Annotated in this window: 20 protein-coding genes, 2 tRNA genes and 2 rRNA genes; 21 read left to right on the top strand and 3 right to left on the bottom strand. The window is 51.6% G+C overall.

Annotated elements, in window-relative coordinates; all coding sequences use genetic code 11:
• The first annotated feature begins 3 nt into the window (after positions 1-3).
• The 12 genes from rplP (at position 4) to secY (ending at position 6663) form a co-directional block, all read left to right on the top strand.
• Positions 4-423 carry a 50S ribosomal protein L16 gene (gene rplP, locus ACSPJT_RS18625; RefSeq protein WP_435894070.1) on the top strand — a complete coding sequence of 140 codons (420 nt, stop codon included), beginning with the start codon at positions 4-6 and terminating at the stop codon, positions 421-423.
• 42 nt (positions 424-465) lie between these two features.
• Positions 466-669 carry a 50S ribosomal protein L29 gene (rpmC, locus tag ACSPJT_RS18630; RefSeq protein WP_435894071.1) on the top strand — a complete coding sequence of 68 codons (204 nt, stop codon included), beginning with the start codon at positions 466-468 and terminating at the stop codon, positions 667-669.
• A 38-nt stretch (positions 670-707) separates the two neighbouring features.
• On the top strand, positions 708-974 hold the full coding sequence (gene rpsQ / locus ACSPJT_RS18635) for a 30S ribosomal protein S17 (RefSeq protein WP_435894072.1): 267 nt from the start codon (positions 708-710) through the stop codon (positions 972-974).
• Between the two features lie 76 nt (positions 975-1050).
• Entirely contained in the window at positions 1051-1416 is a 366-nt protein-coding gene (gene rplN / locus ACSPJT_RS18640) for a 50S ribosomal protein L14 (protein WP_435894073.1), read from the top strand.
• Between the two features lie 35 nt (positions 1417-1451).
• A complete protein-coding gene (rplX, locus tag ACSPJT_RS18645) occupies positions 1452-1682 on the top strand; it encodes a 50S ribosomal protein L24 (RefSeq protein ID WP_435894074.1) in 231 nt (76 codons plus the stop codon).
• 90 nt (positions 1683-1772) lie between these two features.
• Complete coding sequence (gene rplE / locus ACSPJT_RS18650; protein ID WP_435894075.1) at positions 1773-2345, top strand: 50S ribosomal protein L5; 573 nt, start codon at positions 1773-1775, stop codon at positions 2343-2345.
• 44 nt (positions 2346-2389) lie between these two features.
• Positions 2390-2791, top strand: a complete 402-nt coding sequence (gene rpsH / locus ACSPJT_RS18655) for a 30S ribosomal protein S8 (RefSeq protein WP_435894076.1) — start codon at positions 2390-2392, stop codon at positions 2789-2791.
• Positions 2792-2836: 45 nt separating this feature from the next.
• On the top strand, positions 2837-3376 hold the full coding sequence (gene rplF / locus ACSPJT_RS18660) for a 50S ribosomal protein L6 (RefSeq protein WP_435894077.1): 540 nt from the start codon (positions 2837-2839) through the stop codon (positions 3374-3376).
• 46 nt (positions 3377-3422) lie between these two features.
• Positions 3423-3779, top strand: a complete 357-nt coding sequence (gene rplR / locus ACSPJT_RS18665) for a 50S ribosomal protein L18 (RefSeq protein ID WP_435894078.1) — start codon at positions 3423-3425, stop codon at positions 3777-3779.
• Positions 3780-3793: 14 nt separating this feature from the next.
• Positions 3794-4486, top strand: a complete 693-nt coding sequence (rpsE, locus tag ACSPJT_RS18670) for a 30S ribosomal protein S5 (RefSeq protein ID WP_435894079.1) — start codon at positions 3794-3796, stop codon at positions 4484-4486.
• A gap of 41 nt (positions 4487-4527) precedes the next feature.
• Positions 4528-4977: a 50S ribosomal protein L15 gene (rplO, locus tag ACSPJT_RS18675; protein WP_435894080.1), complete on the top strand. Its 450-nt coding sequence runs from the start codon at positions 4528-4530 to the stop codon at positions 4975-4977.
• Positions 4978-5154: 177 nt separating this feature from the next.
• The gene (secY, locus tag ACSPJT_RS18680) at positions 5155-6663 is read left to right on the top strand and encodes a preprotein translocase subunit SecY (RefSeq protein ID WP_435894081.1); all 1509 of its coding nucleotides are present in this window, start codon (positions 5155-5157) and stop codon (positions 6661-6663) included.
• 222 nt (positions 6664-6885) lie between these two features.
• On the opposite strand, the gene ACSPJT_RS18685 is transcribed toward secY, so the two are convergent.
• Entirely contained in the window at positions 6886-7938 is a 1053-nt protein-coding gene (locus ACSPJT_RS18685) for a hypothetical protein (RefSeq protein WP_435894082.1), read from the bottom strand.
• A gap of 277 nt (positions 7939-8215) precedes the next feature.
• Here ACSPJT_RS18685 and ACSPJT_RS18690 point away from each other — a divergent pair, with 277 nt between their 5' ends.
• Positions 8216-10261: a PDZ domain-containing protein gene (locus ACSPJT_RS18690; RefSeq protein WP_435894083.1), complete on the top strand. Its 2046-nt coding sequence runs from the start codon at positions 8216-8218 to the stop codon at positions 10259-10261.
• A gap of 29 nt (positions 10262-10290) precedes the next feature.
• A complete protein-coding gene (locus ACSPJT_RS18695; protein ID WP_435894084.1) occupies positions 10291-11055 on the top strand; it encodes a hypothetical protein in 765 nt (254 codons plus the stop codon).
• Positions 11056-11320: 265 nt separating this feature from the next.
• Here ACSPJT_RS18695 and ACSPJT_RS18700 read toward each other — a convergent pair whose 3' ends face one another.
• Positions 11321-11482 (bottom strand): FAD-dependent monooxygenase, encoded by a 162-nt coding sequence (locus tag ACSPJT_RS18700; protein ID WP_435894085.1) that lies wholly within the window; start codon positions 11480-11482, stop codon positions 11321-11323.
• Between the two features lie 132 nt (positions 11483-11614).
• Between ACSPJT_RS18700 and ACSPJT_RS18705 the strand changes: the two genes are divergently transcribed.
• A complete protein-coding gene (locus tag ACSPJT_RS18705; RefSeq protein ID WP_435894086.1) occupies positions 11615-12277 on the top strand; it encodes a PEP-CTERM sorting domain-containing protein in 663 nt (220 codons plus the stop codon).
• Positions 12278-12372: 95 nt separating this feature from the next.
• On the opposite strand, the gene sufT is transcribed toward ACSPJT_RS18705, so the two are convergent.
• The gene (gene sufT / locus ACSPJT_RS18710) at positions 12373-12915 is read right to left on the bottom strand and encodes a putative Fe-S cluster assembly protein SufT (RefSeq protein ID WP_435894087.1); all 543 of its coding nucleotides are present in this window, start codon (positions 12913-12915) and stop codon (positions 12373-12375) included.
• 138 nt (positions 12916-13053) lie between these two features.
• On the opposite strand from sufT, the gene ACSPJT_RS18715 reads away from it, so the two are divergent.
• From ACSPJT_RS18715 to ACSPJT_RS18740, 6 genes are all read left to right on the top strand, one after another.
• Positions 13054-13362, top strand: a complete 309-nt coding sequence (locus tag ACSPJT_RS18715) for a DUF4212 domain-containing protein (RefSeq protein ID WP_435894088.1) — start codon at positions 13054-13056, stop codon at positions 13360-13362.
• Positions 13363-13371: 9 nt separating this feature from the next.
• Positions 13372-15225, top strand: a complete 1854-nt coding sequence (locus ACSPJT_RS18720) for a sodium:solute symporter family protein (RefSeq protein ID WP_435894089.1) — start codon at positions 13372-13374, stop codon at positions 15223-15225.
• Between the two features lie 548 nt (positions 15226-15773).
• Positions 15774-17313 (top strand): 16S ribosomal RNA (locus tag ACSPJT_RS18725).
• A gap of 225 nt (positions 17314-17538) precedes the next feature.
• A tRNA-Ala gene (locus ACSPJT_RS18730) sits at positions 17539-17614 on the top strand.
• Between the two features lie 13 nt (positions 17615-17627).
• A tRNA-Ile gene (locus ACSPJT_RS18735) sits at positions 17628-17704 on the top strand.
• Positions 17705-18141: 437 nt separating this feature from the next.
• Positions 18142-20983, top strand: a 23S ribosomal RNA gene (locus ACSPJT_RS18740).
• Together the 16S and 23S rRNA genes with 2 tRNA genes alongside form the textbook arrangement of a ribosomal RNA operon.
• Positions 20984-21225: the final 242 nt, after the last annotated feature.

Consider the following 21225-nt stretch of genomic DNA (forward strand, 5'->3'; position numbering starts at 1 on the left):
ATCATGCCATTAATGCCAAAAAGAGTGAAGTTCCGCAAGACACAGCGCGGAAACCGCGGCGGTAACGCCCAACGCGGAAACGCAGTGAGCTTCGGTGACTTCGGACTTCAGTGCCTCGGACGCGGGTGGATGACCAACCGTCAGATCGAAGCCTGCCGTGTGGCCATCAACCGTCAGCTCAAGCGTAAAGGAAAAGTCTGGATCCGTGTATTCCCTCACAAGTCAATCACCGGCCGTCCACCAGAAACTCGTATGGGTAAAGGTAAAGGTGCCGTTGAGGCATGGGTAGCCGTGATCCGCCCTGGCACCATGCTTTTCGAAGTCGCCGGTGTTTCCGAGTCTGCTGCTAAAGGCGCTCTGCGTCTCGCATCCTACAAGCTCGGCGTTCCTACCCGTTTCGTCGTCCGTGGTAACCACGGCTAAAGAATTCACAATTCAACATTCACAATTCAACATTCCTAAGCCATGGCTCAGACAAAAAACTCAGAAATCCGCGAGCTCTCCACTGAGGAGCTCACCAGCCGTCTGCGTGACCTCAAGCAAGAGGCGCTCAACCTCCGCCTCCAACAGGCGACAGGGCAGCTGGAGAACACCGCACGCCGTCGCCTCGTTCGTCGCGAGACAGCTCGTGTGCAGACCATCCTCAAGCAGCGCGCTCAACAGGCGTAACCTAGGATCCTAGCTAAACCAACTAACATTCATTTCCAATGAGCGAATCAAACACCAAGCCTGCCGGACTGCGCAAAACCCGCGTTGGCATCGTAGTCTCAACTTCCATGGATAAAACCATCGTCGTCGAATACACCAACCGCGTGCCTCACCCACGTTTCAAGAAGATCATCAAACGATCCAAGAAATTCTACGCACACGATGAAAATGGCGAAGCCGCCCTCGGCGACAAAGTCAGCATCATCGAGACCAAGCCTATTTCCAAGAAGAAGTGCTGGAAGCTCCAAGAGGTTCTCAGCCACTAATTCTCAGATCACTTGCCGGCACAGCCCGGCATTGATCACTCCAACTACCAAATCACAAATCACCTATTCTACTGCTATGATCCAGATGGAATCCAAAGTTCAAATCGCCGATAACACCGGCGCTCGCGTCGCCAAGATGATTGGCGTGATCGGCAAGCGCACCAAGGTGGCCCGTGTCGGCGATGTTATCACCGCCCACGTGCGTGAAGCTATCCCAACCGCCAGCATCAAAAAAGGTGAGGTGGTTAAGGCTGTAGTCGTGCGTTCCGCATACCCAGTCCGCCGCGCGGATGGTTCTGTGCTCCGCTTCGACACCAACGCCATTGTCATCATTGACAAAGACGGTAACCCTAAAGGCACCCGTATCTTCGGACCAGTTGCCCGTGAGTTGCGTGAGAAGCGTTACATGAAAATCGTCTCCCTCGCTCCCGAGGTTCTCTAATTTCAAGCAATCTAATCTCAACCATTTCCAAGACTATGAGAATCAAGACCCACGTCGCAAAAGGCGACACCGTCGAAGTCATCGCCGGTAACCACAAAGGTAAGCAGGGAACCGTGCTTTCCGTTAATGCTACCAAAGGCCAGGTCGTCGTCGAAGGCGCCCGTGTCATCAAGAAGGCAGTTCGCAAGTCCGAGCAACACCCGGACGGCGGCATCCTCGAACAAGATGGCCCAATCGCCATTTCCAACGTCAAAAAAATCTCCTAAGCATCTCAGTGCTGCTGATCCATTACGGAATGGCAGTGCGAACCAAACGCGCTTAAGCGACCCAATAAAACAATAAGCTGACCCGCAACTATGAAACCAACACTACAGACCTACTACAAGGACAAGGTTGTTCCCGCCCTCAAGAAGGACCTGGGATACACCAACCCACACCAAGTGCCCGCACTTGAAAAAATCGTCGTCACCACCCACGTCGGATCCGCATCCGATCGTAAACAAGCCGTGGAAGACGCTATCGAAGACATCTCCAAGATCACCGGCCAGAAGCCTAGCATCTCATACGCTCGCAAGAGTGTGGCTAACTTCAAAGTGCGTGAAGGTGAAGCAGTAGGTGCTCGTGTCACACTCCGTGGCAACCACATGTGGGAATTCCTTGACCGCTTCATCAACATCACCGCTCCTAACATCCGTGACTTCCGCGGAATTTCACCCAAGAGCTTTGATGGCCGCGGCAACTACGCTGTTGGTATCAACGACCAGTCAATCTTCCCTGAAATCGAGCTTGATCAAATCAAGCGTCAACTTGGGTTTGACCTCATTTTTGTCACTACCGCCAACACAGACGACGAAGGCCGCGCGCTGCTCAAAGCACTCGGCATGCCGTTCCGTGAAACCAAGAAATCCGACGACGAAGCTGCTGCTTAATCAGTAGATCGCAAATTATAACCATCTAACGAATTACAAGCACTATGGCAGTTTTAAGTGACCCCATTTCTGACTTTCTCACCCGCCTGAAAAACGCATCTAGCGCAGGCAACGAGTTTTTCACCGCCCCGCATTCCAAAATCAAAGAGGAAATCGCTAAGATCCTCGAAGCCGAAGGCTACATCTGGAACTACGAGGTAGACACAGACAGCAAGTTCAAAGAACTTAAAGTCAAAGTTAAATACTCTGATAACGGCACACCCGTTCTCACAGATCTCAAGCGCGTTTCCAAACCTGGAATTCGTCGCTATGTTGGTGCAGGAGAAATCCCGCGTGTTCTCAATGGCCTCGGCATCTCCATCGTCTCTACCTCCAAAGGTCTGAAGACAGGCACTCATGCTCGTAAGGAAAAACTCGGCGGCGAGGTTCTCGCATTCGTTTGGTAATCACCGCACAGTTCATTAACCTATTTAACAAAGAGGAATAATACCATGTCACGTATTGGATTAAAAGATATCACGCTGCCCGAGAAGGTTAGCGTAAAGTCAGACAGCAACGGCACCGTTGTTGTCGAAGGCCCTAAGGGCAAACTCGAGTGGACCATGCCAGAAGGCATCACTCTCGAGGAATCAGATGGCACCGTCACTGTGAAGCGTGCTGATGAACACCGCCGCAGCAAATCTCTGCACGGAACATCACGCAGCCTCATCAGCAACATGATCGAGGGCGTTAGTACTGGCTTCGTCAAGCAACTTGAAATTCAGGGCGTCGGTTTCCGTGCTGCCGTGAAGGGCAACGAGCTCGACCTCAGCCTGGGCAAATCCCACCCGATCCTTCACCCGATCCCAGAGGGCCTCACCGTCACTGTGGACAATAACACCAACATCAAAGTGGAGGGCATCGACAAACAACTCGTTGGTCAGTTCTCCGCCGAAGTTCGTCGCTACTATCCACCTGAGCCGTTCAAAGGAAAAGGTGTCCGCTACGCAGGTGAGCGCGTTCGTCGTAAAGCCGGTAAGAGCGTCCAGTAAGCTAGTGCCCTAACTAACATTATAATCTACTAACTATTTTTAGCCAATGAGCACTCTCAATCGTAAAGAAGTTCGCAAGCGTATTCACCGCCGCATCCGTAAGAAGGTGTCCGGTACCGCAGCTTGCCCACGCCTTGCTGTCAGCTATTCGAACCAGCACATCTATGCCCAAGTCATCGATGACGTTGCTGGAGCCACTATCTGTGCCGCTTCCAGTATCGATAAAGCTATCGAGAAATCAGCATCTAACCAAGAAACAGCCAAGAAAGTCGGTGAACTCGTCGCTAAGCGCGCCAAGGAAGCCAACATCGAAAAGGTTGTTTTCGACCGCGGTGGCCATCTCTACCACGGAAAAATCAAAGCCCTCGCCGATGCTGCCCGTGAAGCAGGACTTCAATTCTAACCTATTTATCTATCATGTCTGATAACACAGAAAAAAGTGCACCTACAGCCGCCGAAGTCGAGGCTAAGCCAACCAACGAAGCTGCTCCAGCCGCTAGCCCTACTTCAGAGGCAGCCGCAGAGGCACCTAAATCTGACGATCGCCGTGGCGGACGTGGAGGTCAAGGTGGCCGTGGCGGACGCCGCGAGCGCCCACAGCGCCAGGCTCCTCCCAAGCCAATGACCGATGATGGCAAAGAACTTCATGAGAAAGTCGTCTTCATCAACCGTTGTGCCAAAGTGGTCAAAGGTGGACGTCGTTTCAGCTTCTCCGCCCTCATGGTCTCCGGTGACAAAGAAGGTCGCGTAGGCGTAGGATTCGGAAAAGCTCAGGAAGTTATCGAATGCATCCGCAAGGGTGGTGATGACGCCAAGCGTTCACTTCAGCGTGTCAAGCTGGTCAACGGAACCATCCCACACGAAGTTCAAGCTGAACACGGTGGTGGCGTAGTCCTCCTCAAGCCAGCCTGCCCCGGAACTGGTATTATTGCTGGTGGTGGTGTGCGCGCCGTATGTGAAGCAGTTGGCATCACTGACGTGCTTGGTAAGAGCCTCGGCTCAAACAACCACGCTAACGTTGTCAAAGCTACCATCAAAGCCCTTTCACAGCTCCGCACCCGTGAGGAAGTCCTCACAGCACGCGGCAAGAAAGTCAAAGAGAGCCTCTAAGCTCTCAACTCTTCAATTCTAAACTCTAACTCAATAAAGTAATGAATCTTCACAATCTAAAACCAAACCGTGGCGCCAAGCACCGGGTCAAACGACTCGGCTGTGGTGAAAGCTCCGGCCTTGGCAAGACTTGCGGTCGCGGCCACAAGGGTCAGAAGTCCCGCTCCGGTGGTGGCGTTCGCCCAGGCTTCGAAGGTGGTCAGATGCCACTTCACCGTCGTCTTCCAAAGCGCGGTTTCAATAACACCCGTTTCCAAGACAAGATCGCCGTAGTCAACGTAGCATCTCTCAATGATCGCTTCGAAGACGGCGCCACTGTCAACATGGAGTCTCTCAAAGAGGCACGCCTGGTCAAAGGCACCTACGATGCCGTCAAGGTTCTCGGTAATGGTGACATCTCCAAAAAAATCACCGTTGAAGGCTGCAAAGTAAGCGCAACGGCCAAGGAGAAGATCGAAAAAGCCGGCGGATCTGTCGCAGAAGCCAGCTAATTCAGCACCGTGCTTCGCGAAATGAAATAACTGACAATTTTGAAGGGGAAGTGCTTGCGCACTTCCTCTTCATGCGTATAACCCCTGCGCGTCTAGCATAAGTTTCAAAGGGTGTAGTCCCTTCGTTCCGGATTGCTGGAAACTGATAACTTTTTAACTGATAACTAACAAATACCAATGATCTCCGCATTTGCGAGCACATGGAAAGTCCCGGAACTTCGGGAACGCATTCTCTTTACCCTGGCGATGATTGTCATCATCCGTCTCGGTGTTCACGTCACTCTTCCAGGGGTCGATGCCAGCGTCATCTCTGACTACCTTGCTGACAAGCAGGCCAAAGGTGGTGACCAAGGCGCAGGAGCCGCCGTTGGTGCCATGTTGGGATTCTTCTCAGGTGGTGGCCTTCAGAAGATGGGGGTATTTGCCCTCGGTATCATGCCTTACATTTCTGCTTCGATTATGATGCAGCTGATGACCGCAGTCGTGCCGAAGCTCTCGAAGCTGGCTCGCGAAGACGGTGGCCGTGAGAAAATCACCCAATACACCCGTGCCATCACCATCATCATTGCTTTGGTGCAAGGTTACCTTCTTGCTATCAGTTTGAAGAATCCTGGTAATATTCCCGGCCTACAAGGAATTGCCAAGTTTGGTGAAGTGGTGCCTAACCATGGTGTTGGCTTCATTGCCATGACCGTTCTTACCATCGTCACTGGCACACTGCTGTTAATGTGGATTGGTGACCAGATCACGGACCGTGGTCTCGGAAACGGTATCTCGCTGATCATTACCGTGAACATCATTTCGGCCCTCCCTGGTGCCTTGGTGATCACTTGGCAGACACTTGTATCCGGAAATGCAGGCCCTGGTGCTGCAGCCTTCTTGGTATTCTTGGTGGCCTTCCTGATCTTCGTTATCGCCGCCACGATCGCCATTACCCAAGCACAGCGCCGAATTGCCGTGCAGTATGCCAAGCGCGTCATGGGCCGTAAACAGCTCGGCGGCCAGACCCAGTATCTGCCACTGAAAGTGAACTATGCCGGTGTGATGCCGATCATTTTCGCTACAGCGATTCTGTCTCTGCCAACTTTCGTTCTTCAGTCTGCATTCCCGACCGCTGAGTGGTCACGGAAAATCCAAGACGTGCTCGCTGGTGGCGGACTCGGTTACTACTTGGTAGCTGGTGTAATGATCTTCTTCTTCTCCTACTTCTGGGTAGCAACCATGTTCCAGCCTAGTGAGATTTCAGAGAACTTGAAACGCAGCGGTGGTTATATTCCCGGTGTTCGTCCTGGCAAGCCTACGGCTGACTTCCTCGACTTCACGATGACCCGTCTGACCTTTGCCGGTGCCATCTTCCTGACCATCATCTTCATCCTGCCGTGGATTGTTTCCCAGATGCCGCGAGGTATCATTGGCAGTGAACTGCCATTCTTGGTAACCTCCTTCTTCGGTGGAACCAGTCTACTGATTATCGTCGGTGTGCTACTCGACTTCATGCGTCAGGTGGAAACCCACCTTCTGCAGCGCAACTACGATGGTTTCCTCCGCAAAGGGAAAATCAAAGGACGCTACGATCGCCTCCAGAACACAGGCGAGCGCGCATCCAGCGGCACCATGGTTTACCTCTGGGTATTCATCGCTATCGTCGTAGTCGTCGGTGTTTCCTACTGGATCTACAACGGTTAATTCTGGCCACCAGATTAGACCAAACTACTTTATCAAACCCGGATCGCATTCTACGCGGTCCGGGTTTTTCTTTGGTGAATCTTCAGTCGTAACAATGTGCTACGTCATGCAAGAATCCAATTATCAGGATACCTCTAGGAGAGGATAGCTCTACTATCCGAAAAGACTGGACCGTTTCTGACGGGGTGCATCGAGCCTCGTAGGCTGTGATCCTGTGAAGCACTATTTTCTGCGGCGGAGTATCAGTGCTAGGCCAGCCAAACCGATCAAAGCGGCGGATGAAGCTTCAGGGACTGCAGTTGCTGTTGTGCCGTTAAAGGATAACACGCTGTTGTCTGAGTTGAAGGAAACTCCATTCACAAAAATTTCATTTCCTTGCTGGGTGAATTCAGCAAGGGACGACAAGGTTAGCTTGGCTCCATACGCAAGATGAACCGAAGTGGGGTTTGTCTGAGAGTTGATTGGATCACCTGAGCCAAACAATTCCATAGTACTGGTTCCATCGACAAACAGCGTTGTGTTGTTGGTGATGAAAGTTGATTCCCAGGATGATCCGTTTGTAAGATATATCTCCGAGGGAAATGAGGCAGATGAGCTCAGGCTTGCTACTGTGGCACTGGAGTTGGAGAGCGTCAGATTACCAAAAGTCGGGTTTGCTCCGCTGATATTGAGTGACCCTGAATTGATCTGCATATTGGCAATGTTGCCCGTAACGCCTGTAAAATCGACATTCGTGAATGACGGGCCGGTTCCCACGAAGGAAACAGTGCCTGATCCCATTGTTAGACTACGAATGGTTCCAGTTACATTATTGACGCTGACGTTGGTGGCACCGGTCACGTTGAACAAGTCAACGGTTGCCGAGGATGCGTTGATGGTTCCGAAATTACTAACGTTTCCGAGACTCATGGTAGCGCCTGATCCCAGAGTGAGCGATGTTCCACCCCCGCCACCGATAACAGGTGAATTTCCCCCGGACGCGAGGGTTTTGCCAATCACGGTGAGGCTGTTACCAGATCCAACGTTGAATGTTCCTCCGAAGTTACTTGGTTGTCCATTTCCCGAGGTGATCTCAATCAATCCGCCGGTTGCTGCTGTCACGGCTGTATTCGGATTGATCGTATTTGCAGCGGGTGTGTTGCCGTTATCATCTTGCCAATTCGATTCTTGGTAGAGCGAGATTTGGTCCCCTCCGCCGGTCCAGCTGAGTGAGGCTTGAGTAGCCGCTGTCGCTGAGGCCATGGCTGCGAAACAAATTGTGAGTTTTTTATTCATTTGATTTGGGGTGGCGATTTATCGAAAAAATCCGAACTTACCTAGATTCAAACAAATTGGAGGGTGAGCTAGCAAGTTCAATCGCCTCAATCAGAGAGATTGATTCAGCAGCTTTTAGCTATCTCTGAGTATTGGGAGGTAAGTGCTATTAAGAAGAGTGAAACCAAGTGTTTCGTGGATATTTAGATCGAATTCATTGACGTAGACAAAGCTCTGGTTTGTTGTCGCTGAGAGGGCATACAGTTTGGGCAATTCCCCCTGTTACTTTTTGATAATCATGAAAACACACCTTTTTTCTCTCGGGCTACTCCTTTGCGGGAGTTTCAGCGCAATGGCAGACCCAGCTGTGGTGACTCCTGCTGATCGGGCCGACCAAGCCATCATCGATGCTGCCATCGCGAAGGTTTATCCTTCGCTGGCGCGCATCCACGTGATCATGGAGTCAGCCAAGGATGGACGGATGCAAAAGGCCGGAGGCACTGGCTCGGGGACGATCATTCATCAAGACGGTTATATTCTGACCAACCACCACGTCGCAGGCAATGGCACACGTGTTTGGGTCAGACTTTCAAACAAAACCAAAGTTGATGCCACTGTCATCGGCACTGATCCCCAGACCGACCTTTGTGTCATCAAGATGAATATGGATCAAGTGCCTGATAGCATGAAACCTCTGCCTGTTGCCAAGTTTGGCGATTTTAAAACTCTTGCTGTCGGCGATACTGTGATGTCCATGGGCTCACCAGCTGGTGTTTCCCAATCAGTGACTCTTGGTGTGGTAGCCAATTTGGAAATGATCGCACCTGGAAACTCGAGTGGGCTGACCCAAGATGGCGAAAAGGTTGGAGATCTCGTTCGCTGGATTGGTCACGATGCCGTGATTTATTTCGGAAACAGTGGAGGACCATTGGTTAATCTTCGCGGTGAAATTATCGGGGTCAATGAAATCGGCCTAGGTTCCCTTGGTGGAGCTATCCCTGCGGACATCGCCAAGTATGTTTCTGATGAGCTGATCGCTCACGGTAGGGTCAGAAGATCATGGACGGGTCTGCTGGCTCAGCCCCGACTTGAATCACGCAAGGAAGGAAAAGGAGTTCTAACAGCAGCCGTAGTTGAGCACTCTCCAGCAGATCGTGCGGGCTTACAGGCTGGTGATATTGTGACAAGTTTTGACGGGGTGGAAGTGGACGCCACGGCTCCCGAACACCTGCCGCTTTTCAATCGTGTTGAACTCGGAACTCCTGTCGGTAAGACGGTCGAAATTAAGTATGTTCGAGATGGTAAAGAGCACACCACTTCGCTGAAGACGATCGAGCGCTCAGCGGCTCGTGGTAAAGATGTTTCACTCGATGCATGGGGGATCACTGCTCGTGACCTCACCCAACGCAGTGCTCTGGCGCTCAAGCGTGACAACACCAATGGGGTTCGGGTTTCCAGCACAAGTAAAGCTGGTCCATCCGCCGCTGCTAAACCGTCCCTCGCTCCGGGGGATCTCATTCTTGCTGTCAACCAACAGGAAATCAAAACTCTGGAAGATCTTGAAAAAGTCACGGCGGATCGCCTCAAAGAGAAATCCGGAGAAAACGGCGGCGTTGATACCATCGTCGAGTTTGAGCGGAAGGGTGAGCTGTTAGCCACCATCGTCGAGTTGGGTAAAGGTCCGAACCAATCTAACTCCGCTGCAGCAGAGCACGCATGGATCGGCATCCAGACTCAGGTCATCACCAAGGATCTGGCAAAATTGTTAGAAATTCCTGGTAAGAAGGGGGTTCGCATCACTCAGATCATTCCAGGCTCAAAAGCTGCTGAGGCAGGATTTCAAAAAGGAGATTTACTGCTCAAGGCGGATGGTCAGGTCATCCGTGCCGAGCGCGAAAGTGACAGTGACGTTTTTGAAAGTCTCATTCGTGAATACCCAGTGGATGAAACCATCACCTTTGATGTTATTCGTGCAGGCAAAGACAAGAAGATCAAATGCCCACTCGAACCCGCTCCCAAACCTGCTCGGGAATACCGCAAGCTGATTAATAAAACTCTCGAGTGCACACTACGCGCACCTGCAAAAGATAATGCCACCGAGGCCGAGATCGATCAGGGTGTCTATGTAGACAGCGTAGAGCGTGCTGGTTGGGCTGCACTCGCCGGTCTTGCTGGTGGCGATGTCATCCTCACGATCGACGGTAAAAAAGTCACCTCTCTAGAGATGCTTGAAAAAGAACTGGATGTGATCGAGTCTAACAAAAACGACTACATCGTACTGCTTGTGAAGCGTGGTAAGCTCACACGTTTCGTCGAAATTCACCCGATTTGGGAAAAGAAATAGTCCCGTTAATTACAATCTAACAAAAAATCATGAAACTGAAAAACACAGCTAAATTAATCGCCGCATTTGGTATCGCCTTTGCGACCATCGCTCCGGTGTCCGCCGACTTCAAAGAGGATGCCCGTAAGGTGTTCGCCGATAATGCACCGTCCGTGATCGGTGTCCGTGGCTTACTCAAAGTCGAGGCCAGCATGAACGGTAAGCCTGCCGGAAACCAAGATAAACCGCTGCACACGAACGGTGTTGTCATCGCTGATGGTCTTGTTGCCGTGGCTTATCGTACCCTCAAACCCGATGTCGCTTCCAGTGTCGGAAATCGTCCAGGCCTAAAAATTGAAACTGACCTCTCCGAGCTCAAGTTGGTTGATGCCTCGGGGGAAGAATACGATGCCAAACTTGTTTTGCATGACGAGGACCTCGGCCTGGCATTTGTGGCCATCGATCCCAAGGGAGAAACGGCCAAAGATTTCAAAGTGAAGGTCGTAGATATTTCCAAGGACATCACCGTACAGCATCTCGATGAGTTGGTTTCCATCGGCCGTATGTCCGAAACTTTGCGCTCAGAGGCGCGAGTCACCATCGGAACGGTGGCAGCTATCGTTTCTCGTCCTCGCACCATCTACATTTGCCAAGGTGTCGCGATGAGTAATCCTGTCTTCACTTCGGCTGGCGAATTTGTAGGTCTTACTGTGTCTATCAAAAGCACAGGTGCGGCACCCGTGGTGATCCCTGCCAAGTACATCCGCAAAGTGCTCGATCAAGCGAAGGCGAAGCAAGCCGAGCTAGCTAAGTAAGTAGTCACGTCTCATCTCCATCAGAAAAGAGGTTGCCGTTTCAGGTAGCCTCTTTTTTTGTGTCCAAGTTCTGCCGTAAAGGGAGAATCGTTAGAAGAAATGCGCCAGTTGCTCAATGCGCGATTCTGAACATGTATAATGGCAAGATACCGTCTGGCTGAAAAGGGTAACCGCGTTTTAATGAAAGCCGATGGATTTGGTGAAATTATCCCAGCCGCGTTCACTATCGGCGATCCAGTGCTGTTCAGTGAATTGTCTAACAGAGTCAATAGATCGTAGTTCGTGTTGTTCCCTTGTTCAAAGGACCGCAGGCCACGCCCGCCTTCACCAGCCATAACGCCAGCACCAGTCCGCTAGGTCCAGTACCCACAATCTGAACTTGCAGCGTGTGCATAGGTTTTGACAGCTGGGCAGCCTGTTGAGACATAATTTCGGAAACTTACTGCGATTTAGTGTAGCCGCTTTTCCTAAGTTTATGATTGTGAGCTTCTGAGTTAATCAGTAGGCTTCGCCCTAATTCCCATTGAGAACATTGGGTTGAACAAATTAGCTAAACTTTATGAAGACCACATTCATTGTCTCCTCCATGCTTGCCGGTGCCGCTTTATGCGTTAACGCAGCTACATTTTACACGATCTCAAGCGTTGGTTCTTCGAACTCGGTCGCTTTCTATCAACTGTCCGAGCTGATTGAAGGACCGGGAGTTGGATACGATGCTTCCGCACCTCACGATCAGGCTGCAGTAGGTGCGAATGGACGAGCTTGGGTGACTAACAACCCTAATGGAAATGGCGATTACTATGCAGTAGCCCCAGCACCTGTCATTGTTTTTGACCTTGGGTCCGATGTTTTGCTGACTGAAATCAGCACATGGGGGTACGACACAGGGAATACCAATGGAGCAAAAGATTTCTCTTTACGCTTTGCGACTGCTGCTGAAGGCACAGGAGCCTTCGGCACGAGTATTACATTCAACCCTACGTTTGAGGCGGATTTCGCCACAACCCCACGTGACAGCAATGTCTTTGGTCAGAGTGTGACGGCTCAGTATGTCGAGATGACTATCACTGATAACTGGAGGGGCTTCCAAGGGGGGACCCCAGGCGGCGATCGTGTTGGCCTGGGCGAGGTTGCATTTGCGCAAGTGCCAGAACCGTCATCCGCATTACTGGCGTTTTCCGCAGCTTCGCTCATGTTGCTGCGCCGGAAGCGCAATGCGTAGTCAAGTAAAAGGCGATCATCGGACCGCCTGATTCATTTCCAACGTCCGCATCAGTCTAGCTGATGCGGACTTTTTTCTTTTTGAGAAAGGGATGCTTAAACCATGCCCAGCTTCATCCGGCCTTCTTCGGAGATCATGTCCTGGTTCCATGCCGGATCCCAGACAAGATCCACATTGGCTTCATCGATGCCGTCGACTGTCATCACGCGCGCTTGAGCATCCGCAGCGATCACTGGGCCCATGCCGCATCCGGGTGCTGTTAGGGTCATCTTGATGTTGACCGCTGTCTTGCCGTCTTCCTCGGCGATGGTGCAGTCGTAAACGAGACCGAGGTTGACAATGTCCACGGGGATCTCTGGATCGAAAACTTGCTTCAGCTGGTGCCAGACCTTGTCTTCCTGGCTGGCGTCGTCCGGTAGGCTTTCGCCGCTGCTGGTTTCTTTTTCGTTGGGATCAATTCCCAGCGCATCGGCGTCGTCAGAAGAAATACGAGCCAGTCCAGACTGCGTTGCCACGGTGTATGAGCCACCCAGAGTTTGAGTGATGATCACGGCTGTGCCGGCAGGCAGGGTGAATGGGTCGCCGCTTGGAATCTGCACGGCGTTGACTTCGCGATTGGTAATGATCTCGGTCTGCATGACGGAGTGATCCCACGCGACTGCCGATTTGTCAACTCATGCGACGCTAGGAAAGGGGGGAGAGGTGTCAGTATTTTTTGATTTCACGATTCCCATGAGCCCGACGAATGTGTATGCGTGGGGGATAGCTATTCATTTATGAGCGAAAACACACCTCCCGATCCTTCATCCGCCCAGACTGCCGCGCAAGGCTCCCTTTACTGGAAAAAAAACATCACCATCCTGAGTTGCATTCTACTGGTATGGTTTACGGTTAGTTTTGGCTGCGGCATTTTGTTCCGCGATTGGCTCGACGCTCATTTCCCCATGGTCGGCAACGCCCCCTTCGGATTCTGGATGGCTCAGCAGGGATCGATCATCTGTTTTGTGCTGTTACTCATCATCTACAGCTTTCTGATGAACCGACTGGATAAAACCAGCGGTTACGTCACATCGGAACAAAACTAACCACACACTATGTCTCAAGATACCTGGAACTTCATTTTCATCGGCCTTTCGTTTGCCCTCTACATCGGCATCGCTTTCAAATCACGGGCTGCCTCCACAAAAGAGTATTATACAGCGGGTGGGGGAGTCTCGCCTCTGGCTAACGGCATGGCTACTGCCGCGGATTGGATGTCTGCGGCCACTTTTATCTCGATGGCCGGGGTGGTGGCCTCATCAGGCTATGATGGTTCCCGCTTTCTCATGGGGTGGACCGGTGGCTTCGTGCTTCTAACCGTGCTGATGGTTCCGTTTCTTCGTAAGTTTGGAAAATCCACCGTGCCAGACTTCATCGGTGACCGCTTTTATTCGAAGACCGCACGCTTCGTGGCCGTGCTCTGCGCCATCTTTATCTGCATGACCTATATTATGGGGCAGATGCGTGGTGTCGGCGTGGTGTTTTCCCAGCTCTTCGGCATCGGTATTCCTCTCGGAGTGATCATTGGTGCCTCCATCGTGTTCTTCTACGCCGGACTCGGGGGGATGAAAGGCATCACCTACACGCAGGTGGCCCAATATTGTGTGATGGCATTTGCCTACACGATCCCCGCGGTATTCATCGCCATTATTCTCACGAACAACTTCATACCCCAGCTTGGCTTGATCGGTGAATACACCCAAGGAACTGCGCCACCGGTTCCATTCTTGGAAAAGCTGAACAATATCAATACCTCCATAGGCTTCTCGAAATACACTGACGGCTCGCTTTCCAAGATTGATATGTTCTGTATCACCGCCGCCCTCATGTGCGGCACCGCTGGTCTGCCTCACGTAATTGTTAGGTTTTTCACCGTCAAGGATGTCAAGGCCGTCCGTAAGTCAGCCTGTTGGACTCTTGCTTTCATCGCCGTTATTTACCTAACAGCTCCTACGATTGGCGCCTTCTCGCGTGTCAATTTGATCGAGAAACTCAATAACACTGCATACAGCGAAGCTCCATCCTGGCTCGCGGAATACGAGACCACCGGCCAAATGGCATGGGTGGACAAAAACGGCGACGGCATCATTAATATCCACGGTGCGGCGGCATCGACCTCCGAAAAGAAAAACAACAACGTCTTCGTCAGCGATAATGGGAAACCCAAATACCCACCCGCAGATGCAGATGAGTCTTTGAAAACCGGCAAGCATGGCGAGCGTTTGCTAGCCCTGAAACCCGATCTAACAAATCCGAACGAGCTCTATTTCGGAACTGATATCATGGTGATGGCAAACCCATCCATGGCAGGTCTGCCGAAATGGGTGATCGCCCTGCTGATGGCGGGCTGCATCGCCGCCGCTTTATCCACAGCTGCAGGCCTGCTCCTCGTGCTCTCCACATCGATCTCCCATGACCTGATGAAAAACATCATCAAGCCAGATCTCAGTGATAAGGAGGAAGTGAACTATGCTCGGATAGCTTCATTCGTCGCCCTCGGTGTAGCTACCTACTTCGGTATCAATCCTCCATCGGCCTTTATTGCAAAAACCGTTGCGTTTGCCTTCGGCTTGGCGGCTTCCTCATTCTTCCCCACCTTGTTGTTAGGAATCTTCTATAAGAAGATGAACAAAGAAGGCGCCATCGCAGGCATGGTCTGCGGCATTCTTTTCACGATGGGATACATCGTTTACTTCCAGTTCCTCGGCGGAACCCCGGATCAATGGTTCTTGGGAATTTCTCCAGAAGGCATCGGCTTCGTCGGAATGCTCGTGAACTTTGCAACAGCCCTTGTTGTTAGAGTGTTCACGCCTGTGCCGCCGGAGCACATCCAGCACATGGTTGACCGCATCCGCAGGCCCGTTTCCGCACCCGGGGAGGAGGATGAGTCTCCTCCGGCGGTTCACTGAGCCTGTGTCCCGCAAAAACTCCGGATGCGCGAACCTTGAAAATAAGGGGGTTGCGGAGGAGTGGTGAAAAAGATGGAAAATTAGTGTCGAAAGGTGTTGACCTGAAATGAATTTCGAGTAGGTTCCGCCCGCCGCTCCAACGGAGGGCACGCGAGAGACACTCAGTCGATCGGGGACAGCAAGCTGGAAACAGTCGGTCCACGGTCGGTTTTTTTATCTCCGCGACGGGAGCACCGCAAGGTGCCTTCCGACGGATCTTTTACAGTGCGGTCCTGCCTGCAAGGCGGACAAGGTGATGAAGGTATGGCCACCACGGCTGTATTGGAGCGTTGTCCGGACGGTGTGGTCAGGATGGAAGAGGAAAGATTGAATTGTGCGCTGCGCCTGTTGAGAAACGGTGCGCAGATATGTAGGAATCTCAAGGGCTTCGGCTTTTGGTTTTTACTACTGTCAATTTGGTAAACGTAAACTACGCCTGTGTTTTTAGGAATACAGGAAAATGAATACAAAGCCTATAACTGTTTAAAAGACCATCTTCGGATGGCATTTATACGGAGAGTTTGATTCTGGCTCAGAATGAACGCTGGCGGCGTGGATAAGACATGCAAGTCGAACGAAGATACTCAATAGCTTGCTAATGAGTATTTTAGTGGCGGACGGGTTAGTAACACGTGAGCAACATGCCTCAAAGCGGGGGATAGCCTTCCGAAAGGAAGATTAATACCGCATGTGGTCTTCGGATCAAAGATGCCTTCGGGTGTCGCTTTGAGATTGGCTCGCGGCCTATCAGCTTGTTGGTGAGGTAACGGCTCACCAAGGCAACGACGGGTAGCTGGTCTGAGAGGATGATCAGCAACACTGGAACTGAGACACGGTCCAGACACCTACGGGTGGCAGCAGTCGAGAATCATTCACAATGGACGAAAGTCTGATGGTGCAACGCCGCGTGGAGGATGAAGGCCCTAGGGTCGTAAACTCCTGTCATGTGAGAGTAAGGCATGTTAGGTTAAGAGCTAAACATGTTTGATAGTATCACAAGAGGAAGGGACGGCTAACTTCGTGCCAGCAGCCGCGGTAATACGAAGGTCCCGAGCGTTATTCGGAATCACTGGGCGTAAAGAGTACGTAGGCGGTTTGGTAAGTCAGGTGTGAAATCCCGGAGCTCAACTCCGGAACTGCATCCGATACTGCCAGACTGGAGTAATGGAGGGGCAGGTGGAATTCTTGGTGTAGCAGTGAAATGCGTGGATATCAAGAGGAAGACCAATGGCGAAGGCAGCCTGCTGGACATTTACTGACGCTGAGGTACGAAGGCCGGGGTAGCGAAAGGGATTAGATACCCCTGTAGTCCCGGCAGTAAACGGTGCGCGCTTGGTGTGGGAGGACTCGACCCCTTCCGTGCCGGAGCTAACGCGTTAAGCGCGCCGCCTGGGGAGTACGGTCGCAAGACTAAAACTCAAAGAAATTGACGGGGACCCGCACAAGCGGTGGAGTATGTGGCTTAATTCGATGCAACGCGAAGAACCTTACCTAGGCTTGACATGTATTGCTAAGCACGTGAAAGCGTGTGACCCTTCGGGGACCTTACACAGGTGCTGCATGGCCGTCGTCAGCTCGTGTCGTGAGATGTTTGGTTAAGTCCAGCAACGAGCGCAACCCCTGTGAATAGTTGCCAGCACGTAATGGTGGGGACTCTATTCAGACCGCCCGGGTCAACCGGGAGGAAGGTGGGGATGACGTCAGGTCAGTATGGCCCTTACGCCTAGGGCTGCACACGTACTACAATGCCCAGCACAATGAGAACCGATACCGTGAGGTGGAGGAAATCTGCAAAACTGGGCCCAGTTCGGATTGGAGGCTGCAACTCGCCTCCATGAAGTTGGAATCGCTAGTAATGGCACATCAGCTACGGTGCCGTGAATACGTTCCCGGGTCTTGTACACACCGCCCGTCACATCATGGAAGCCGATCGCACCCGAAGTATCTGCGCTAACTTTATTGAAGCAAGGTCCTAAGGTGTAGTTGGTAACTGGGATGAAGTCGTAACAAGGTAGCCGTAGGGGAACCTGCGGCTGGATCATCTCCTTTCTATGGAGTAATTCGCAAACGGTCTCACCGTCCCTGCGAAAGGTCGACGCCTAACCCGAGCTTGCTCGGCAGGGTGTCTAAGTGACAGAATGAAAATTCGTCACGACTTATTAATTATTATGGCGCACCGTGTGTTAAGACATGGTCGCAGCGCGCAATTCAATCTTTCAACCGTCAAACCGCGAGGTGGGACGACTCTTCAAAGACAACCGCCCTCTGTAACAAGGGGGTATAGCTCAGTTGGTAGAGCGCCTGCTTTGCAAGCAGGATGTCATCGGTTCGAATCCGGTTACCTCCACCATCAAAAACTAAAAGGGCCTGTAGCTCAGTTGGTTAGAGCACACGCTTGATAAGCGTGGGGTCGCAAGTTCAAGTCTTGCCTGGCCCACCATTTGATTTTGAATGGCAGAAGGTTGTAACGCAAAAGGCACTGTAAAAAGAAACGCAAGCGGTTCTTTGACATCTGTAGAGAAATTGTTTCGGGCGAGCCTCACCCTGTGGTGATCTATATGATCCTATATGGTGAAAGTCTGAAGCAATTGATATTTCCTGTTCTGTAATGGCTGTCTGAATCGCGCGAGTGATGATGACGGTTCAATATAAAACAATACAATTGTTCCACATGAGCTTTAGTCTTGCAGTCCTTGGAAATACTCGAAACCAACCAAACTTATACCGTTCCAGCAATGGAGCGAGTATGAAACAAACAAAAACTAACGATCTGAACGTCGCGAGACGTGAAGAGAGAAAGAACCAAAAATTTATGGCAATAAATTTCGTTACCACCGATTTAGGTCGGTGATGACAGAAGCTGAATTTCGAATAAGAGATCAAGCTTTAAAGGGCACATAGTGGATGCCTTGGTGCTAGAAGGCGATGAAGGACGTGATAAGCTGCGATAAGCAGCGGTGAGCCGCAAACAGGCTTTGACCCGCTGATTTCCGAATGGGGTAACCTGATGCCATTAATATGGTATCGTTGCTTCCCGAATAAAATAAGGAAGCATACGCGAGACCCGGTGAAGTGAAACATCTCAGTAACCGGAGGAAAAGAAAGAGAAATCGATTCCGTGAGTAGTGGCGAGCGAAAACGGAAGAGCCCAAACCGGGGGATTTATTCCCCGGGGTTGTAGGACCCCGCTGTGGGACCCGAGAGGATAGGTGAAGTCTTTGGAAAGAGACGACATAGAGGGTGACATCCCCGTAACCGAAATCCTCGAAGGCCCTAGGGAGTTCCTGAGTAGCACGGGACACGTGAAACCCCGTGTGAATCTGCGCAGACCACTGCGTAAGGCTAAATACTAACTAGCGACCGATAGTGAACCAGTACCGTGAGGGAAAGGTGAAAAGTACCCCTGTGAGGGGAGTGAAACAGAACCTGAAACCATGTGCCTACAAGGTGTAAGAGCAAGGACTTGTCCTTGTGATTGCGTGCCTTTTGCTTAATGAGTCTACGAGTTAGTGTCTGTGGCAAGCTTAAGTCCTTCTGGGACGCAGGCGTAGCGAAAGCGAGTCCGAACAGGGCGACACAAGTTGCAGGCGCTAGACCCGAAGCGGAGGCGACCTACCCATGGCCAGGTTGAAGCGTCGGTAAAACGACGTGGAGGACCGAACCGATGTGTGTTGAAAAACGCTCGGATGAGCTGTGGGTCGGAGTGAAAGGCTATTCAAGCCCCGTGATAGCTGGTTCTCCTCGAAATGCATTTAGGTGCAGCGTTGCGTGCTGATGAGTGGGGGTAGAGCACTGAAAGGGCTAGGGGGCATACCCGCCTACCAACCCCTATCAAACTCCGAATACCATTCAATGGAGCGCAGCAGTGAGACAGTGGGGGATAAGCTTCATTGTCGAAAGGGAAACAGCCCAGATCAGCAGCTAAGGTGCCAAAATCATGCTAAGTGGAAAGGAGGTGGGGTTTCTTAGACAGTGAGGATGTTGGCTTAGAAGCAGCCACCATTTAAAAAATGCGTAATAGCTTACTCATCGAGAGACCCTGCGCCGAAAATGATTGGCGATAAGCATGATACCGAAGCTCTGGATGTCGTGTTCCTGCGGGAGCACGGCGTGGTAGAGGAGCATTCCCGGCTGGATTGAAGCGGAAGGGTGACCGACCGTGGACTGCCGGGAAGAGAGTATGTAGACATTAGTAACGATAAGCCGGGTGAAATCCCCGGCCGCCGTAAACCCAAGGTTTCCCGGGCAACGTTTTTCGTCCCGGGGTTAGTCGGGACCTAACCCGAGGCCGACAGGCGTAGGGGATGGTAAGCCGGTTAATATTCCGGCACCTGCAAAGTGGATGGGGACGCTTTCTGGATTGCAACCAGGTTATTGAATTCCGAGCGGAGGCCTTGTGCCGAAGCGCATTGCATGAAGGAGGGCCAAGAAAAGCCACCACGACTAAAAGCAGCCCGTACCGTAAACCGACACAGGTGGGTGGGTAGAGTATACCAAGGCGCAAGAGTGAAACCTGGTCAAGGAACTCGGCAAAATAGCTCCGTAACTTCGGGATAAGGAGTGCCCCCTTCGGGGGGCCGCAGTGAAATGGGTCAACCGACTGTTTAGCAAAAACACAGCATTGTGCAAAGACGCAAGTCGAAGTATACGATGTGACACGTGACCAATGCCAAAAGATTACGATGAGATGTTAGGATTTTTTTCCGAAGCTTCGAGTCCAAGTCCTGGTGAATGTCGGCCGTAACTATAACGGTCCTAAGGTAGCGAAATTCCTTGTCGGGTAAGTTCCGACCTGCACGAATCGTGCAACGAGTTGACCACTGTCTCGACCAGGAGCTCAGTGAAATTGTAGTGCCGGTGAAGATGCCGGCTACCCGCAGAAGGACGGAAAGACCCTATAGACCTTAACTGTAAGCTGTTACTGTTTATTCGATTTTAATGCTCAGCATAAGTGGGAGACTTTGAAACGCATCTTTAGGGGTGCGTGGAGTCGCCAGTGAGATACCACCCTTTGACATTGGATAATCTAACCCCGAGCCGTCATCCGGCCGGGGGACCGTGGCAGCCGGTCAGTTTTACTGGGGCGGTATCCTCCCAAAGAGTAACGGAGGAGCGCGAAGGTTGGTTCAGCACGGTCTGCAACCGTGTGTCGAGTGTAATGGCACAAACCAGCCTAACTGTGAGACCCACAAGTCGAGCAGATACGAAAGTAGGCCATAGTGATCCGGCGGTAGAAAGTGGAATTGCCGTCGCTCAACGGATAAAAGGTACCTTAGGGATAACAGGCTGATCGCGCCCAAGAGTTCATATCGACGGCGCGGTTTGGCACCTCGATGTCGGCTCGTCGCATCCTGGGGCTGGAGCAGGTCCCAAGGGTTGGGCTGTTCGCCCATTAAAGCGGCACGCGAGCTGGGTTCAGAACGTCGCGAGACAGTTCGGTCCTCTATCCTCTGTGGGCGCAGGAAAATTGAGAGGTTCAAACCCTAGTACGAGAGGACCGGGTTTGACGTACCTCTGGTGTTCCGGTTGTTCTGTCAAGGGCATTGCCGGGTAGCTAAGTACGGTCCTGATAAGCGCTGAAAGCATCTAAGCGCCAAGCAGTTCTCAAGATTAATTTTCCCTGAAAGACCGTGGAAGACCACCACGTTGATAGGCTGGGGGTGGAAGTGCAGCAATGTATGCAGCTCACCAGTACTAATCGTCTGTCTGGCTTGATTTCTTCGAAATTCTTTTTCATCCAATGGAATCGAATGAGGAAGATTCAAAACATTCGAAACAAACCGAGTTTGGTATGGTAAAAGCCATATGAAAACGAGTAAACCAAGGACAATAAGACAAGGCAAAGTGCGGACAACACATTGTTTTAACCATTCAAATCAAGAAATATCACTCTACGGATGTCAGCGAACAAACGCTGAAAACGCCAATGCGGCGTGCGTTTATCAGATCTGACTGATCGGA

Origin of the sequence: Oceaniferula spumae, assembly GCF_042849255.1 — a bacterium.
Taxonomy (GTDB): Bacteria; Verrucomicrobiota; Verrucomicrobiia; order Verrucomicrobiales; family Akkermansiaceae; genus Oceaniferula; species Oceaniferula spumae.